General features: G+C 74.6%; 15 protein-coding genes. 6 read left to right on the forward strand and 9 right to left on the reverse strand.

Annotated features, from left to right (window positions below):
* Positions 1 to 2 precede the first annotated feature (2 nt).
* From ACTJIY_RS03835 to ACTJIY_RS03845, 3 genes are all read right to left on the reverse strand, one after another.
* Complete coding sequence (locus ACTJIY_RS03835) at positions 3 to 236, reverse strand: DUF350 domain-containing protein (protein ID WP_047231757.1); 234 nt, start codon at positions 234 to 236, stop codon at positions 3 to 5.
* Positions 237 to 345: 109 nt separating this feature from the next.
* Positions 346 to 1,101: a DUF4178 domain-containing protein gene (locus ACTJIY_RS03840; RefSeq protein WP_253051886.1), complete on the reverse strand. Its 756-nt coding sequence runs from the start codon at positions 1,099 to 1,101 to the stop codon at positions 346 to 348.
* Positions 1,098 to 1,439 carry an S-adenosylmethionine decarboxylase family protein gene (locus ACTJIY_RS03845; RefSeq protein ID WP_253051884.1) on the reverse strand — a complete coding sequence of 114 codons (342 nt, stop codon included), beginning with the start codon at positions 1,437 to 1,439 and terminating at the stop codon, positions 1,098 to 1,100. The genes ACTJIY_RS03840 and ACTJIY_RS03845 overlap by 4 nt, the downstream gene beginning before the upstream one ends.
* A gap of 185 nt (positions 1,440 to 1,624) precedes the next feature.
* Here ACTJIY_RS03845 and ACTJIY_RS03850 point away from each other — a divergent pair, with 185 nt between their 5' ends.
* Positions 1,625 to 2,044, forward strand: coding sequence for a VOC family protein (locus ACTJIY_RS03850; RefSeq protein ID WP_353707125.1), 420 nt, complete (start codon positions 1,625 to 1,627; stop codon positions 2,042 to 2,044).
* A gap of 114 nt (positions 2,045 to 2,158) precedes the next feature.
* Positions 2,159 to 2,428, forward strand: coding sequence for a GlsB/YeaQ/YmgE family stress response membrane protein (locus ACTJIY_RS03855; RefSeq protein WP_253051880.1), 270 nt, complete (start codon positions 2,159 to 2,161; stop codon positions 2,426 to 2,428).
* Positions 2,429 to 2,562: 134 nt separating this feature from the next.
* On the opposite strand, the gene ACTJIY_RS03860 is transcribed toward ACTJIY_RS03855, so the two are convergent.
* The 4 genes from ACTJIY_RS03860 to ACTJIY_RS03875 all read right to left on the reverse strand — a co-directional run bounded on the left by ACTJIY_RS03860 (position 2,563) and on the right by ACTJIY_RS03875 (position 8,899).
* On the reverse strand, positions 2,563 to 6,174 hold the full coding sequence (locus ACTJIY_RS03860) for a LamG-like jellyroll fold domain-containing protein (RefSeq protein ID WP_440673278.1): 3,612 nt from the start codon (positions 6,172 to 6,174) through the stop codon (positions 2,563 to 2,565).
* 266 nt (positions 6,175 to 6,440) lie between these two features.
* Positions 6,441 to 6,830: a UBP-type zinc finger domain-containing protein gene (locus tag ACTJIY_RS03865; protein WP_253051876.1), complete on the reverse strand. Its 390-nt coding sequence runs from the start codon at positions 6,828 to 6,830 to the stop codon at positions 6,441 to 6,443.
* A 7-nt stretch (positions 6,831 to 6,837) separates the two neighbouring features.
* The gene (locus ACTJIY_RS03870) at positions 6,838 to 7,530 is read right to left on the reverse strand and encodes a hypothetical protein (protein WP_253051874.1); all 693 of its coding nucleotides are present in this window, start codon (positions 7,528 to 7,530) and stop codon (positions 6,838 to 6,840) included.
* Positions 7,531 to 7,636: 106 nt separating this feature from the next.
* Positions 7,637 to 8,899 carry a GNAT family N-acetyltransferase gene (locus ACTJIY_RS03875; protein ID WP_440673277.1) on the reverse strand — a complete coding sequence of 421 codons (1,263 nt, stop codon included), beginning with the start codon at positions 8,897 to 8,899 and terminating at the stop codon, positions 7,637 to 7,639.
* A gap of 132 nt (positions 8,900 to 9,031) precedes the next feature.
* On the opposite strand from ACTJIY_RS03875, the gene ACTJIY_RS03880 reads away from it, so the two are divergent.
* Positions 9,032 to 9,226, forward strand: coding sequence for a hypothetical protein (locus tag ACTJIY_RS03880; protein ID WP_253051870.1), 195 nt, complete (start codon positions 9,032 to 9,034; stop codon positions 9,224 to 9,226).
* A 17-nt stretch (positions 9,227 to 9,243) separates the two neighbouring features.
* On the opposite strand, the gene ACTJIY_RS03885 is transcribed toward ACTJIY_RS03880, so the two are convergent.
* The gene (locus ACTJIY_RS03885) at positions 9,244 to 9,726 is read right to left on the reverse strand and encodes a hypothetical protein (protein WP_440673276.1); all 483 of its coding nucleotides are present in this window, start codon (positions 9,724 to 9,726) and stop codon (positions 9,244 to 9,246) included.
* The gene (locus ACTJIY_RS03890; protein ID WP_440673275.1) at positions 9,723 to 12,191 is read right to left on the reverse strand and encodes a molybdopterin oxidoreductase family protein; all 2,469 of its coding nucleotides are present in this window, start codon (positions 12,189 to 12,191) and stop codon (positions 9,723 to 9,725) included. Before ACTJIY_RS03890 ends, ACTJIY_RS03885 begins: the two co-directional genes overlap by 4 nt.
* 267 nt (positions 12,192 to 12,458) lie before the next feature.
* Here ACTJIY_RS03890 and ACTJIY_RS03895 point away from each other — a divergent pair, with 267 nt between their 5' ends.
* From ACTJIY_RS03895 to ACTJIY_RS03905, 3 genes are all read left to right on the forward strand, one after another.
* A complete protein-coding gene (locus tag ACTJIY_RS03895; RefSeq protein WP_253051864.1) occupies positions 12,459 to 12,602 on the forward strand; it encodes a hypothetical protein in 144 nt (47 codons plus the stop codon).
* A gap of 119 nt (positions 12,603 to 12,721) precedes the next feature.
* Positions 12,722 to 15,658, forward strand: coding sequence for a helix-turn-helix transcriptional regulator (locus tag ACTJIY_RS03900; RefSeq protein WP_440673274.1), 2,937 nt, complete (start codon positions 12,722 to 12,724; stop codon positions 15,656 to 15,658).
* Between the two features lie 82 nt (positions 15,659 to 15,740).
* A complete protein-coding gene (locus ACTJIY_RS03905; protein ID WP_440673273.1) occupies positions 15,741 to 16,502 on the forward strand; it encodes a 2,3-bisphosphoglycerate-dependent phosphoglycerate mutase in 762 nt (253 codons plus the stop codon).

The raw sequence follows: 16,502 nt of genomic DNA on the forward strand, positions 1-16,502 counted from the left end.
GGTCAGGAGCTGATCGTCCCCGCGATGATGAGGCCGATCGCGACGGCGAGGCCCGCGATCATCACGCCGAACGCGACGTTGTGCTCGTCGACGAGCTCGCGGTGCAGGTTGAGCCGGAACACCTTGTTGGCGACCACGAGCGTGACGAGCAGCAGGACGATGCCGAGCGCCGAGTACAGGATGGTCGAGAAGAAGGACCAGAGGAACGCCAGCGGGGCGGCGGCGGTTGCGATCACGGTGTCTCCCGGAGTCAGGTCGTGGGGCGGTCGGGTGCGTCGGGCTGGAACGGCGGTCGGCGGCCGGGCACGGCGTCCCGCCCGCAGGGGCGTCCGACGGTCGGGCGGGTCACTTGCCGAGACCCCCGCCACCGCCGCCGTACACGGTGCGGCGCACGCACGTGCCGCCCTGCTCGGTGGTGGTCACCTGGCCGGAGGGCGCGACGGTCTCGACGGTGCGGGGCGTGCACGCCCCGTCGCCGGACGCGGCCCGCGCCGTGCACGACGCGAAGAGCCCGACGAGCACGACGCCGGCGACCGCGAGGGCCACGAACCGTCCCCCGGGGAGCGTGCGCGGCGCGACGCGACGGCCGAAGAGCCGGCGCTGCTCGGCGGCGTCGAGGCGCCGGCCGCGGTAGACGGCGGTCACGGGACCGAGCGGGCCGGTCGTGCGCTCGATCGAGACGATCGTCCCGTGGGCCGAGAGGTCGACGTACTCGACCTGCTGCCCCACGACGAACGGCTCGGCGAACTGCCCCTCGACGTGCTCGACACGACCCGTGCCGCGCTCGCGCACGACGAGCGAGTGCTGCCGGCCGTCGAGGCGCAGGGCGAGCGTGCGCCCGGTGTGCAGCGCGGAGAGGTCGACCACGGGCGGCCACGCCTCGGTCGGGTGCAGCAGCGTGACGTCGCGGGTGTCGTGGTCGTACTCGACCCAGACGTCCGAGCCGTCGTGGCCGAGGAGCTGCCACTCCTCCCACGTGAAGGTGGTGCCGCCGTGCACGGTCGACAGGACGGCGACGGCGCGCGGCGTGGCGCGCTGGGGCGGCGTGCCGACGAGGTCCTCGCCGACCCGCATCGCGAGCCGCGGTCGGGTCCGGCTCACACGAGGCTCCGCACGGCGACGTCGGCCGCGCCCAGCGCGTCGGCGAGCAGGGCGCGCACGTCGTCGGTGAACGTGGCGGACGCCGGGGCGCGGCAGGTCGTGAGCGTCACGTAGGCGGTGCCGTGCTCGGGCCACGTGTGCACGGCGAGGTGGGACTCGGCGAGGAGGATCACGACGCTCGAGCCCTGCGGCTCGAAGCGGTGGGACGCCTCCCCGAGCGGCGTCATCCCCGCGTGGCGGACGATCGCGTCGAGGCACCGGCGGACGGTCGGGTCGTCGTCGAGCAGCGCCGGGTCCGCGCCCGTCACGTCGAAGACGTGGACGAGGTTGCGCTGCACGCCCGCTCCCCCTGTCGCGCTCCTCGGTCCGTGGGCCGCACGCGGGTGAGCGGCCCGCGGTCCGGTGGCCGCGCCGTCGGGCCGCGCACACCCTAGCCGACCGGCGGAGCTGCGGTCCGCTCAGTCCGGGCGTCGCCACCGGTCCCTACAGGAGTCAGGTCCGCACCCACGACGTGGAGGTCATCATGGCCGCTCAGCTCAGCCCCTACCTGAACTTCGACGGCGACGCCCGCGAGGCCGTCGAGTTCTACGGCACCGTCTTCGGCGTCACGCCGGACATCAGCACCTACGACTCGATCGGGCCCGTCGACGACCCCGCGCAGGCCACGAAGGTCATGCACTCCCAGCTCCCCATCGAGGGCGTCGGGACGCTCATGGCGTCCGACGTGCCGCCGGGGACGACGCTCACGGACCACGCGTCGGTCGCGCTGTTCGGCGGCCCCGACGACCGCGAGCGCCTCCGTGCGTGGTTCGCCGCGCTCTCCGACGGCGCGCGGGAGGTCATGGCGATGGAGACCGCGCCGTGGGGAGACGAGTTCGGCATGCTCACCGACCGGTTCGGCGTCGGGTGGCTGGTGAACGTCTCCGGGCCCACCACGGCCTGACGCGGCGGGCCGGACGGCGTCGGCCCCTCCGTCCGCGTGCGAGTCCACACGGTCGCTGCGATGCTGGCGCGGCTGGGGGCAAAACCTCGCACAGCAGACGAAAAGGAGAAATCCATGGGTTGGCTCGCGTACATCGTCCTCGGCCTCGTCGCCGGTCTCGTCGCGCGTGCGGTGCTGCCGGGAAAGCAGACGGGCTCGCTGATCGTCACGATCCTGCTGGGCATCCTCGGGGCGCTGCTCGGTGGGTGGCTCGGCTCCGTCCTGTTCGGTACGTCGCTCGGTGACCTGGGCGACTTCCGGACCTGGCTCCTGGCGATCCTCGGCTCGCTGATCACGCTCGGGATCTACGGCGCGGTGACCCGGGGGAACCGTCGCAACGCCTGACGGACCCCGACCTACGACGTCCCGCACCGGGACGGTCACCACCTGACCGGCGGCTCCCCGCACGACACGACGCCAGGCCCGCCCCGCCCGGAGAACCGGACGGGACGGGCCTGGCGTCTGTCGGCGCCTGCCGGTCAGCCGCAGGTGGTCGCGTCGTACGGCGCGACGACCTCCGCGGTGACCTGCTCGCCGTCGACCGTGGCCGAGGCCGTGACGGTCGCCTCGCCCGCCTCGACGGACGTGCCGCGCACCGCGAACGACTGGTACGCGTTCGCACCCGGGGCCACGGCGCTGAACGCCTTGGTCCCGAACGGCGTGTCGAGCGTGACGTCCACGGGGACGTCCTCGCCGTTCGTCGCGCGCACGGCCACGTAGGCCTTGCCCGCCAGGCAGCGCGTCTGCGCGGTGACCGTCACGTCGAGCTCCGGCTCCTCGTCGTCGTCACCGGCGTAGACCTGGGCGACCTCGGCGTCGGACAGCGCCCGGTCGAAGACGCGCACGTCGTCGATCGTGCCCGGCCAGTAGTCGACGGGGTTGCCGCTCCACTGCCCGCGACCGATCGTGAGCGGCCCGGACGGCGTGGTGCCGCCGCACACGTCGGACTGGCCGACGAGCTCGCCGTTGACGTAGAGCTTGAGCTTCTGGTCGGCCGCGTCGCGGACGCCCACGACGTGGTACCAGTCGCCGATCACCGGCTCGACGACGTACTCGGCCCGCGGCTCGCCCTCGTAGGAGAAGGCCCACCGGCCGCCCCCGCCGTACTGGAGGTAGAACGCGCTCGCGCCCACGGTGGAGTCCTGGCCCACGATGGTCGACCAGTTGCTCGGCTTCTTGTCGAGCTGGACCCATGCCGAGACCGTGTAGGAGCCGGTCGTGTCGACGACGGGCCCTTCGGTCGTGAAGTGGTCGTCGACGCCGTCGAGGTGGATGGCGGACCCGGTTCCGTCGCGCCCGGCCACCCACTCGCCCGTGCCCGACGCCGCGTGGTCGCCCACGCCGTCGGCCGCCGTCGTGCCCTGGCCCTCGTCGAACGACCAGCGGCCCGTGCCGGTCAGGCCCGGGGTGCCCGGGTCGACGGGCGCGGAGCCCTGCTTCGCCGCCGCGACGACCCGCTCGTTGACGTCCTTGACGCGCGCCGCGTCCATCTTGAGCACGCGACGGTCGTACGTGTAGAAGCCGTTGAGCTCGTTCTCGACGTCGGAGATCTCCGTGTACACCGAGCCGGACAGGTAGCACTGCGCCGGCCGCACGAGCTTCTCCGTGTTCTGCACGTACGCGTCCGTCAGCGCCTCGCTGTTCGCGACGCCGCCGTACGGGTTGGCGGACACGCCCGGCCACATGTGGCCCGGGACGCTCATCGAGAAGCCGCCGTGCTCGCCGTCGATCGCGGCGCGCGTGGCGTCCGGCTTCGGCAGCGCCGGGCCGGTGTACATGTGCCAGTCGATGATGTCGCCCGTCTTGGAGTCGCCCTTGGACGCGCAGCAGTTGTAGCCCGAGTGCGTGTTGAGGATGCGGCTCGGGTCGTACTCGTCGATCGTGTTGCCGATCCGCGCCGTGTCGGCGAGGTTCCACTCGCCCCAGCCCTCGTTGAACGTCACCCAGCCCACGATCGACGGCACCGAGCGGTGCTGGTCGATGATGTCCTTCATCTCCTGCTCCCAGAAGACGCGGGACGCCGGGTTGGTGTCGCCGTTGTTGAACCAGCCGCTCGGGATGTCCTGCCAGATCATCAGGCCGAGCGTGTCGGCGTGGTAGTAGAACCGCGCGGGCTCGACCTTGATGTGCTTGCGCAGCGTGTTGAAGCCCAGGTCCTTGTGGGCCTGGATGTCGAACACGTACGCCTCGTCGGACGCGGGCGTGTAGATGCCGTCCGGCCAGTAGCCCTGGTCGAGCGTCGACATGAGGAACGTCTTCTCGCCGTTGAGCAGGATGCGCTGGACGCCGTCCACCTCGGAGACCTCGATCGAGCGCATGCCCGCGTAGGAGGCCACCGTGTCGGTGGAGCCTCCGTCGGTGAGCGTGACGTCGACGTCGTAGAGGTACGGGTCCTCGGGCGACCACAGGTGCGCGTCCGGGATCTCGACCGTGAGCAGCTCGTTCGCGGCGCCGGTGACGGTGCCGACCTCGGTGCCCTCGGCGTCCCGCACGACGGCGGTCACCTCGGCGTCGTCCGACGCGGAGGACGACTGCGCGGTCACCGCGAGCACGCCCGCCTCGACGTCGGGGGTCGTGACGACGGCGTCGATCGCCGCCGCGGGGACCGGCTCCATCCACACCGTCTGCCAGATGCCCGACGTCGGGGTGTAGAAGATGCCGCCCGGGTTGAGCGTCTGCTTGCCGACGGCCTGGTTGCTGCCGTCCGTCGTGTCGACGGCGCGCACCACGAGCTCCTGCTCGGCGCCCTCGACGAGCGCGTCGGTGACGTCCACGGAGAACGCCTCGTAGCCGCCGCGGTGGGTGCCGACCTGCTGGCCGTTGACGTACACGGTGGCGACGTAGTCGACGGCGCCGAAGTTGATGCGCAGCCGGTTGTCGCTCCCCACGGCCCAGTCCTGCGGCACCTCGAAGGTGCGGCGGTAGAACATGTCGTCCTCGCGGCGCTCGATGCCCGACAGCGCGGACTCGACCGCGTACGGGACGACGATCTCCTCGTCGAGGTCGCGACCGCTCGGCACGGCGTCGTCGGACTCCGCCGCCTCGAACTGCCAGACGCCGTTGAGGTTCTGCCACGCGTCGCGCGTGAGCTGCGGGCGCGGGTACTCCGGCAGGGGGTTGGTGGGGTCGAAGTCGTCGGCCCACGGGGTCTGGATCCGGAACTCGGACCCGTTGGTGACCGGCAGGTTGAGCGAGCCGACCTTCTCGCCGCCGACGGTGAGGTCGCCCTCGCCGTCGTAGACCAGGCGGGCGGTCGACGCGCGGTCGACGGGCTCGGCGAGCGTGATGCCGAGGACGTCGCCCTGCGCCGCGACCTGCGCGACGGGCCACGCGAGCTGGTCCACCTGGACCTTGAGGTGGTCGACGAGGCTCTCGTCGACGCCGCCCGCGGCGCCCTGGAACGTCACGTTGAGGCTCGTGCCGTCGCTCTCGAGCGCGGCCTGCGCGGGGAAGACGACGAAGTCGTCGGGGTACGTGAACGCGTCGGTCGGCACGATCTCACGTTCCTGCGAGGGGCTCTGCCACCGCAACCGGAGGTGCGCACCGCCGGTGTTCTGGAACATCTCCATGCGGAACGAGTACTCCTGGCCCGCCTGGAGCTGGACCGGGGCGGAGGTCTGCTCGACGTCCCAGTCGTCGACCCAGTGGTCGATGACGAGCCGGTCGTCGATCCACAGCCGGAAGCCGTTGTCGCCGATCGCGGAGAACGTGTACGCCTCGCTGTAGTCGGGCGTGATCTTGCCCGTCCAGCGCGCGGACGTGCGCTCGCCGCGGCCCGTGAGCTCGGCGAACGTCGGGACCAGGTTGGGGAACTCGATCCGCTGGTCGGGGATCGTGGCCTTGAGGTCGGTGAGCGGCCAGCCGGGGCCGCCGGACAGGAAGTACTCGCCCTTGAGGCCGTTGTCGAGGGCGAGGTCCTGGGCCGCGACGTCCTGCGCGCCCGCCTCGTCCGTGGTCGTGGCCGCCGGCGTCGCGGTCGCACCGACCGCCGTCGCCACGGCCAGGGGGACCGTCAGCGCCGCGGCCAACGCCGCCGCGACGATCCTCGCGGGTCTGCCCCGTGGGGGCGCTACCGCTGTCATGGACTGCATCCGTGCTTCCTCCTCGTCGAGTGAATCCAGGGACTGCTTCGACGCGGCGGCGTACCGGGCTCCCGTGTCCGGCGGTCGCCCTCCTTGGCGCACCGCACGACGTCTCCCCAGAATCAAACAACTTCCACCAGAAAAAGACAACACCTCACAGCACAGGACATGACGCGGCAGCCCCAGGGACCCTCGGAAGACGCCGAACCCGGGGTCGCTCCTCACCTGACGGCTCAGGTGAGGAGCGACCCCGGGTTCGGCGACGGGTGCGGTGGTCAGCGGTGGATGAGGGACGTCCAGTCGGAGGGCACGCGGTCGGCCGGGGCGGGCGAGCCCTGCTCCGGCGGGCGCGAGAGCGGCGCGGCGAGGTGCGGGCCCTCGAGGACCTGCTCGGTCTCGTAGTCCCAGTACCAGTCCTCCCCCGGCTCGAAGGAGCGCATGAGGCGGTGACCGGTCTGCTGGAAGTGCGCCGTCGCGTGCTGGGCCGGCGACGTGTCGCAGCACCCCACGTGCCCGCACGTCGCGCAGCGGCGCAGGTGGACCCACCACCCGCCGGCCGCGTCGCACTCGGCGCAGCCGGTGCCGCTGGGCGGGACGGCCGGGTCGACGGCGGCCCAGAGCTGCGCGCCCAGGCTCTCGTCGAGCCCGTCCCCCGTGACGCTCACCGGCGGCTCACCGGGTCCCGACGGCGGAGGGCCGCACGACGGGTGCCCACGACTCGGGGTCGAGCGCCGGTGCGGGCTCGGCGTCGTCCCAGGCCCGGCAGTCGTCGATCGTCGCGGCGAGCAGCGCGCGCAGGCGCTCGTCCGGGTCCGGCACGCACGCCTCGGCGATGCCCTGCACCGCCGCGGAGATGATGCTCGGCGCGGCGTCGCGCACGAACCGGTTCGGCCGCAGCCGCGCGCCCTCGCAGAACCGCTGCGCCCAGCGCGCCGTGCGCGGGCAGCTCGCGAGCGCGTCCGCGGACTCGGCGCTGAGCGTGCCCGCGGGGCGGTCGTCGAGGACGTCGAGCATCTTCTCCGCCCCGATGATCGCGACGGCGAGCGTCTGCTGCCGGTCCGCCGGGGCGATCGGCAGCGCCGTCACCGCTGCCCGCAGCGCGATGCGCACGTCCCAGTGCGGGTCGTCGCTCGTCAGCCCGATGACGGACGGGATGAGCGGCGCGAGCTTGGGGCGCTCCGGGTCGACCGTGAGGTCGTTCACGGCGCGCGCGAGCATCGCGAGCAGCGGGTGCGTGCACCGTGGATGGTCGCTCCACCGCTCCCCCGCGAGATAGGACGCGAGCTCCATGAAGCACGCGCCCTTCTTCGGGTTGCGGTGCTTGCCACGGCCCAGCATCGGCAGCATGTCGTAGGTGTCGGTCACGAGGTCACCCCCACAGCGGGTCCGGTCCTTCGTCCAGTCTGCGCCGGGGCCGGGTCGTTGGCAACGGGAGGAGTGACCCCGGTCACGCCGGGTCGACGGCGAGGGCTCAGAAGATCTCCGCGGCGTGCGCCGTGGGCGACCAGGACCAGGCCGCCGACGCGGCGGCGACCGCGCCGGGCGTGTGCTCGACGACGCGTCCCGCCAGCGCGAGGACGTGCAGCGGGGTGGCGCCCAGGTGGGCCGCGCCGAGGTCGCCGACGTCCAGCGACAGGTCGGCGCGCGCGTCGGTCCGGCGCACCGTGGCCGTGCCGCCCGCCGCGCCGACGACGACGTGCCACCGCCCGGCGTTGGCGGGGACCACGTCGTCGGTCACGTCGAGGACGAGGTCGACGGGGGCGGAGAAGGCCCGCGCGGCGAGCGCCCGCTCGACGTCGACGACGCGGACCCACAGCGCCTCGTCGAGGCGCGCGTGCATCCGTCGGTGGTCGGCGAGCAGGTGGGCCAGCGGGTCCGGCACGGGCCGCGACTCGCACGTCAGCGTGCTCATGAGGTCGAGGTCGAGCAGGTAGCGCCAGAGCCGGGCGTGCGTGGCCGGGTCCGTGGCGCTCACCTCCTGGACGGCGACCACGCCCGCCGGCACCAGCCCGGGCTTCCCCTCGCGGACCCGGTACGCCGCGTACCCGCTCGGGCCCTCGGGACCGAGGGCGACGACGATCTCGGCCGGCGGACGGCCGTCGCCGCCGCCGAGGAGGAACTGCCAGCGGTCCGCGTCGCGCGCGAGGGTCCCGGGCCGCGAGCCCAGGAGGTCGTCGTGGATCGCGGTCAGGTGCGGCAGGGCGTCGTCCAGGGACATCAGGTGCAGACGGGCCGACGACCGTGCTGCGAGGTCCCGCGCGCGCGGCGTGAACGCGGCACGTGCGAGGTCGACCTCGATCGGCTGGCGCCACGACGCGATCCCGTAGCCGTACCGCCCGTAGACGCCGGCCTCCGTCGCCCAGAGCGCGGCCACGGCCTCGCCCCCGGCCGCGAGGTCGGCGAGCTGACGGCGCATCATCGCCGTCATGACGCCGCGTCGGCGGTGGGTGGGCGCGACGGTCACCATCCACACCCCGGCGACGGGCAGCAGGTCCCCGCCGGGCATCGTCATCCGCAGCGAGTACGCGCTCGCGGTCCCGACGACGTCGCCGCCCGCGCCGTCGACGGCGACGAGCGTGCGGTCGGCCTCGATGGAGCGGCCCGCGAAGACGTCGTCGGCGGAGTCCTGCCGGTACCCCCACCCGAACGCCCGCCACACCACGTCCAGGGCCGGCTCGCGGTCCTCGTGCTCCAGCGGTCGGACGTCGAACGGGGAGGTCGCGAGGATCGTCATGCCCTGGTGATAGCCCCCGTCGGCCGGCGCCGTCCACCCGTTTTCGGGCCCGGTGCCACGGTCACCGACTGCGAGCCCCGCGGAGCCGCCCTAGCGTCGAGGACGAGACCGACGACCCAGGGACGGGCAGACATGAGCGAGAACGACGAGGGCACCGCACGTCACGGCGCGGAGGAGCGCTCGACCGAGGCACCTCCTGAGGACGGGCACGCCCCCGGCCGGGCGCGCACCGACCGCGCCGGTGCGGCCGCCACGGAGGCGATCCCGGGCGAGGTGCCCGCCGACGACCCGGAGCGCGACGCCGACGACCGCTTCGACGCCGGCTGAGCGCGCGCCGTCGACGGTCAGCTCACGAGGACCTGCGTGGAGGACTCCTTGAGCTTGGCCTCGGCCCAGCGCGCCTGGCGCCGGGTCTCGGGGAAGCACCGCTGCACGACGTCGAGCAGGTCGGTGTGCCGGACGGCTTGCGCCGCCTGGCCGAGCATGTCCCAGTCGACGGTGACGCCGGAGGCCTTCGTGTAGATGGTCCGCAGGTCGCGCAGCAGGAGCAGGCCCGGCGCCGAGGACCGGCCCAGGAGCTCGCTCGCGCGGTCGCGGACCGCGCGGGCGAGCCCCGTGTCGCGCCCGGCCTCCGGGTCGAGCTCCTCGCCGTACGGGCCGGCCACCTCCGCGATCTCGCGCACGTGGCGCGACGACCACTCCGCGAGGTCCTGCGCCACGTGGTGCAGCTCGTGGTCCGCGCGGTGCCGTTCCCTGGCCTGGAGCAGCTCGTGGGCGAGGTCGGCCTCGGAGCGGTGGAGCTCGCGCAGGACGAGGCCGATCTTCATGGTGCGCCCCTGTCTCCGGTCGCGGGGACCGTCTCGTCCGCGGTCGCGCCGCGCGCCCCGCGCGTCGGCGGCACGCCGGGGGCGAGGGGCGCCGAGGCGGTCGTCGTGGGGGCGGGCGAGGCCGTGCCGCCGCCGTCGGCGACCTTGCGCAGCGCGGCCGTCGCCGTCTTGAAGATCGGCTGCTTGGACACCGGGTCCCAGTCCGTGGGGGTCAGCTCGTTCGCGGCGCGCCCGTGCTCCTCCGGCTCGTGGCCGCCGGGGGTGTCCCAGTAGCCGTAGTGGAACGGGACGAAGACGACGCCCGGCCGGATGCCGCTGACGCGCACCCGCGCCCGGACGCTCCCGCTCCGGGTGCGCACCTCCGCGACGTCGCCCTCGACCAGCCCGTGCACGACGGCGTCGTGCTCGGAGACCTCGACCCACACCTCCGGCGCGGCCTCCTGGAGCTGCGGCGCGCGCCCCGTCTTGGTGCGCGTGTGGAAGTGGTAGAGCGTGCGGCCCGTGACGAGCTGGAGCGGGTGCTCCTCGGTCGGCAGGTCGTGCGGCGGGACGTACTCGGCCGCCCGCAGGAGCGCGCGCCCCTCGGGGTTGGCCGCCGCGTAGTCGGTGCGGTCGAACGGCGCCCCGGTGACGAGGTCGCGCCCGTAGCTCTCGCACACGTCGGGGTGGGCGAAGAACCGCCCGTCCGCGTACAGGCGCTCGGTCCCGTCCGGGTGCTCGGCGTCGCACGGCCACTGGATGCCGCCCGCACCCCGCAGCAGGTCGTACGTGAGCCCGGAGTAGTCGCACGGGCGGCCCCGGCTGCACTCCTTCCACGCCTCGAACGCGGACTCGGCGTCGTGCCACGTGACGAGCGGGCCGCCGTCCTCGTCCCGGAGGTCCATGCGCTCCGCGAAGTCGAGGAACACGTCGAGGTCCGCCCGCGCCTCGCCGGGCGGCTCGACCGCCTTCTCGGACAGGTGCACCGTGCGGTCCGCGTTGGTGAACGTGCCCGTCTTCTCGGCCCACGTCGCCGCGGGCAGCACGACGTCGGCGAGCTGCGCCGTCTCGGTGAGGAAGAGGTCCTGCACCACGAGGAAGAGCCGGTCCTGGGTGAGGACCGACCGGATCCGGGCGAGCTCCGGCAACGACACCGCGGGGTTGGTCGCCTGCACCCACAGCAGTCGGAGCGAGCCCTCCTCGGCGTACCGGAACATCTGCATCGCGTGGGTCGGCGGCGAGTAGTGCGGGATCCGCATCGGGTCGACGTTCCAGACGCGCGCGAGCTCCTCCACGTGAGCCGGGTTCGACCAGTTGCGGAACCCCGCGAGGTCCCCGTCGGCGCCGCACTCGCGCGTGTTCTCCGCCGTCGGCTGGCCGTTCATCTGCAGGACGCCGCAGCCCGGCCGGCCGAGCATGCCCCGCAGCAGGTGCAGGTTGTTGACCTGCACGGCCGCCGCCGTCGCCTGGTGGGACTGGTAGAAGCCCTGGAGCACCGTCGACAGCAGCCGCTCCGCCGTGCCGAGGACCCGCGCGGCCTCGCGCAGGTCGTCCGCACGGACGTCGCAGATCCGGGCCACCGCGTCGACGGGGTAGTCGGCGAGCCCGCGGGTCAGCTCCTCGAGCCCGACGGTGTGCCGGTCGACGTAGTCGTGGTCGACCCAGCCGCGCTCGAGGATCTCGTGCAGGATCCCGTTCATGAGCGCCACGTTCGTCCCCGGCCGGGGCGCGAGGTGCACGGTCGCGGCACGCGCCACCGGCGTGGGGCGCGGGTCGACGCACACGACGGCGGGCGGGTTCGGCCCCGCGAGCCGGTCCAGCACCCGGGTCCACAGCACGGACTGCGTCTCGGCCATGTTGTGGCCGAAGAGCGCGACGACGTCCGCGTGGTCGACGTCGGTGTACGAGCCGGGCTGCCCGTCGCACCCGAACGACTCCTTGAGCGCCGCGGCGGCCGTCGCCGTGCACAGCCGGGTGTTCCCGTCGACGTGGTTGGTCCCGATCCCGGCGTGGGCGACCACGCCGAGCGTGTAGTACTCCTCGAGGAAGAGCTGGCCGCTGGTGCAGAAGCCCAGGGCGCTCGCGCCCTGCTCGTCGAGCAGGTCCCGGGCCCTGTCGACCACCCGGCGCATCGCGTCGTCCCACGAGGTCGGGACGAGCCGCCCGTCCTCACGGACGAGCGGTCGGGTGAGCCGGTCCGGCGAGGCGTTCGCCTGCCAGCCGTACAGGTCCTTGGGACCGAGCCGCCCGTGGTTCACGCGGTCCTCGGCCCGGCCCCGCACCCCGACGATCCGGCCGTCCGCGACCGCGACGTCGAGCCCGTCCCCGTTCGAGTGCAGGATCGACGCCGACGGGACCCACCGCTCGACGCCGTCCTCGGTGACGCCCTCGGCGAGGTGCGAGTCGACCCGGACGGGCCACTCGTCGCCCGGCCCGTACGGCGTCCGCGTCCCCCACGGCTCCGCGATCCGGTCGATCCGTGCCACCGCGCCACCTCCTTCTCCGCCGGCCGCTCGTCCCATGCTCGCGCGCCGCCGTGGGCACGCATCTCCTGGTGGCGCCCGCGCGGGGCGGCCCGTGCGGGCCGGGCGCCTTAGGCGCGACGGCCCACCTCAGGCGCCTCAGGGTCGGGGGCGGGGACCGCCTAAGGCACCCTCCCCCGAACGCTGCGCGGTCGTCCGATGCGACGGCCCGGTGCTCAGGACGAACGTGAGCGTCGGACAGGCAGGGTGCCTGCAGAGACGGGGACGACCATGAGCGCACAGTTCGATCCGACCTTCGAGGCGGATCTCGCGTACCGCACGCAGCGGCTCCGCGAGGAGTTCCGGCACGACGAGCCCTCGCTGCTGCACTGGTGGCGCGGGCGCCGTCAGCGCCACGACCACGCGGCGCGGTGACCGCGCCGCCCGACGCCGTCGACGAGGACTCTCTCGTCGGCGGCGTCGTCGTGTCCGGCGCGGGCTCCGGCGAGGTAAGCGCTGGTCACGTGTCGGTGCACGCTGCGAGGATGGGAGCCGTGCCACGCCCCTCCTCGCGCGCGCCCTTCGTGGCCCGCGCCGCCGAGCTCGACGCGCTCTCCGCGGCGGTCGAGCGCGCGCGCCGGGGCGAACCCGGCGTGGTGCTCGTGGGCGCCGACGCCGGGGTCGGCAAGACGCGCCTCCTCACGCGTGCGGCGGAGCTCGCCGCCGGGAGCGGCGCGACCGTCGTCTGGAGCCACTGCGTGGACCTCGGCGAGGTCGGTCTTCCGTACCTGCCCTTCTCCGAAGCCCTGACGACGCTGCGCGCGCAGCACCCCGCGGTCGACGAGACCGTCGCGGCGCGGCCCGCGCTCGCGCGCCTGCTCGACGCCGGGACGCCCGCGGACGACGAGCAGAGCCAGGGCGAGCGCCTCCAGCTCTTCGAGAGCGTCGCGGCCGCGCTCGCCGCGTCGGGGACCGCCGAGGCGCCGCTCGTGCTCGTCGTCGAGGACCTGCACTGGGCGGACCCGTCGAGCCGCGACGTCCTGCGCTTCGTCGTCGCGCGCCTGCGCGCGGAGCACGTCCTCGTCGTCGCGAGCTACCGCGCGGACGACCTGCACCGTCGCCACCCCCTGCGCCCCGTCCTCGCGGAGCTCCTGCGCCACCCGCGCGTCGAGCACGTGCAGCTCTCCCCGTTCACCGAGGGCGAGCTGCGCGAGTTCACCACCGCGCTCGCGGGCGCTCCCCTGCTGCCCGACGCGTTCGAGTCCGTCCGGACGCGCTCCGAGGGCAACGCCTACTTCGCCGAGGAGCTCGTCGAGTCGGGCCTCGACGACGAGCTGCCCTGGTCCCTCGCGGACGTCCTGCGCGCCCGCCTCGAGGTGCTCGACCCCGCCGTGCAGCACCTCGTGCGCGTCGCGTCGGTGTCCGGGCGCCAGGTGAGCGAGCCGCTCCTGCGCGCCGCCCTCGCGCGCGACGCCGCGGACGGCGAGGCGGCCACCGGGCGCTCGTTCGACGCCGCGCTGCGCGAGGCGATCGCCCACCACGTGCTCGCGGTCGAGGGGGACGGCGCACGCGACACGGTCGTGTTCCGTCACGCGCTGCTCGCCGAGGCCGTCGCGTCCGACCTGCTGCCGGGCGAGCGCGTCGGCGTGCACCGCGCCTACCTCGCCGCGCTCGACGACGACCCGGGGCTCGGGTCGCCCGCGCTGCGCGCGCACCACGCGCTCGCCGCGCACGACCTCCCGGCCGCGCTCACGGCGTCGCGCGCCGCCGCGCGCAAGGCCGCGCGCGTGCTCGCGCCCGCGGAGGAGCTGCGGCACCTCGAGCAGGTGCTCGCGCTCTGGCAGGCGGTGCCCGACGCCGCGGACCTCCTCGGCGAGGACCGCGTCACCGTCGCGCTCGCCGCGGCCGGGGCGGCGAGCCGTGCCGGCGAGCCGGACCGCGCGGTCGCGCTCGCGCGCAAGGTCGTCGAGGGCACCGCGGGCGACCCGATGCGCCAGGCGTCGCTGCGGCACGTCCTGTCGCGGTACCTGCTCGGGACGGAGGAGGTCGAGGAGACCCTCGCCCACACCGAGGCCGCGCTCGCCGTGCTCCCGGAAGAGCCGCCGTCGCTCGACCGCGCGTGGACGCTCGCGATGCGGGCGCGCGCCGCGATGAACGCCGACCTCGACGAGCTCGCCGCGGAGGTCGCGGCGCAGGCCCTGGACGTCGCGCACCGGCTCGACGCGCCCGACGTCGAGGCCGACGTGCTCACGACGATGGCGATCCTCGAGGTCGCGGACGACGACCGGGCCGCGGTGCTGCTCGCCCAGGCCCGAGAGCGCGCCGTCGAGGCGGGCGACATCCTCACCGAGCTGCGCTGCTGGTACAACATCGCGGCCAACCGCTACTACGCGGGCCGCATCGACGAGGCGCTCCAGGTGACGGCCGACGGCCTCGACCGCGCACGCGCGACCGGGCTCGGCTGGAGCGCGTACGGCGTCGAGCTGCGCCTGTTCCGCGACCTCGTGCGCTACGTGCTCGGCGACCTCACGCCCACCGAGACCACGGGCGAGACGATGCCCGAGGGGTCCGCCCCGCAGCTCTCGTGCGTCCAGCTCTACGCGGCGGTGGCGCGCGGCGACGACGACGCGCTCGCCCGCGGCGCGGCCCTGCGGCGGGACTGGTTCCGGGACGGGCAGATCGCGCTCATCTCCGGCGGCTGCTCGATCGACGCGCTCACGTGGGCGGGGCGGGACGAGGAGGCGGTCGCGCTGGCCGTCGAGCTCGTGGACCACCTGGGCCGCACGTGGAGCGACTACTTCCTGGGCCGCATCTGGATCTCGGCGCTCGCGCTCGCCGCGCTCGCCGACGCCGCGGACGCGGCGCGTCTCCAGGGCGCGGCCGGGGCCGGGCAGGTCGCGGCGCTCGTCGCGCGCGGCGACGAGCTGCTGGAGGCGGCGCGCACGACGGCGGAGCGCGGCCGACCGCGCGGCGGTCGCCTCGGGCCCGAGGGACGCGCCTGGCTCGCGCGCGCCGCGGCGGAGCACTCGCGCCTCACGGGCGAGGACGACCCGGCGCTGTGGGAGGAGACGACGCGCCTCTTCGACTACGGCTACCGGTACGAGGTCGCACGCTCGCGCTTCCGGTGGGCCCAGGCGCTGCTCGGCGCGGGCGACCGCAACGCGGCCGAGATCGAGGCGGCGCAGGCTCTCGAGGAGGCCGAGTCGATGGGCGCGGCCCCCCTCGCCGAGGCGGTGCGCGCGCTCGGGCGCCGCGGCCGGCTCGACCTGCCCGGCGTCCGGCGGTCCACCACGGCGGTCCTCACCGAGCGCGAGGAGGAGGTCCTCCTGCTCGTCGCGCAGGGCCTGACCAACCGGCAGATCGGCGAGCGCCTGTTCATCTCGGCGAAGACGGTGAGCGTCCACGTGTCCAACGTCCTGGCCAAGCTCGGCGCGTCCGGTCGCGCCGAGGCCGTCTCGCTCGCGCACCAGCGCGGGCTGCTCGAGGTCTGACGCGATGGGCTCGTCGTCCGACCCGGCGCCGGGGGCGTCACCCGGACCGCCGGACGGTGGGTCGGTCGGCACCCTCGTCCTCGTGCGCCACGGGCAGAGCACGTTCAACGCGGGCGACCGTTTCACCGGCCTCCTCGACGTGCCGCTCTCGGACGTCGGGGTCGCCGAGGCCGGGCGCGCGGCCCGCCTGCTCGCCGACGCCGTCGGGCGCGAGCCCGCCCTGGCGCCGCGCCGCGTCGTCACGTCTCCGCTCGTGCGCGCCGCGACGACGGCCGCGATCGTCGCCGACGCGCTGCCCGGCCCGCCGCCGCTCGCGGTCGAGTGGCGCCTCGTCGAGCGCCACTACGGCGCGTTCACGGACAAGCCGCGCGACGTCGTCCGGCGCGACTACGGCGAGGCCGCGTACTGGCGCTACCGCCGCTCCTACCTGCACCGACCACCGCCGCTCGCGGCGGACGACCCCGCGCGCCCGCTCGTCGACGACACCCTGCTGCGCCTGCCCGACGCCGCGCGCGCCGCCCTGCGCCCCGACGCCGAGTCGCTCGCGGACGTCGTCGAACGGCTGCGTCCCTTCTGGGCGGAGACGCGCGCGGCGCTCGCCCGGGGCGAGGCGGTCCTCGTCGTCGGGCACGGCAACTCGCTGCGCGCGCTGTCCGTGCTCGTGGACGACCTCACGCCCGAGGAGGTCCAGGACCTCGACGTGCCCACCGGCCACCCGCTCGTCCACCGCTTCACGGCGGGGCCCGACGCCGCGCTCGTCCCCGAGGTCCGCGGCGGCACCTACCTCGACGCGCACGGCGCCGAGCACGCGCTCACCGATCTCAGGTCCCGCGGCGGCACCTGA

This window comes from Cellulosimicrobium sp. 22598, from assembly GCF_052044445.1.
In the GTDB taxonomy this organism is placed as follows: Bacteria; Actinomycetota; Actinomycetes; order Actinomycetales; family Cellulomonadaceae; genus Cellulosimicrobium; species Cellulosimicrobium cellulans_G.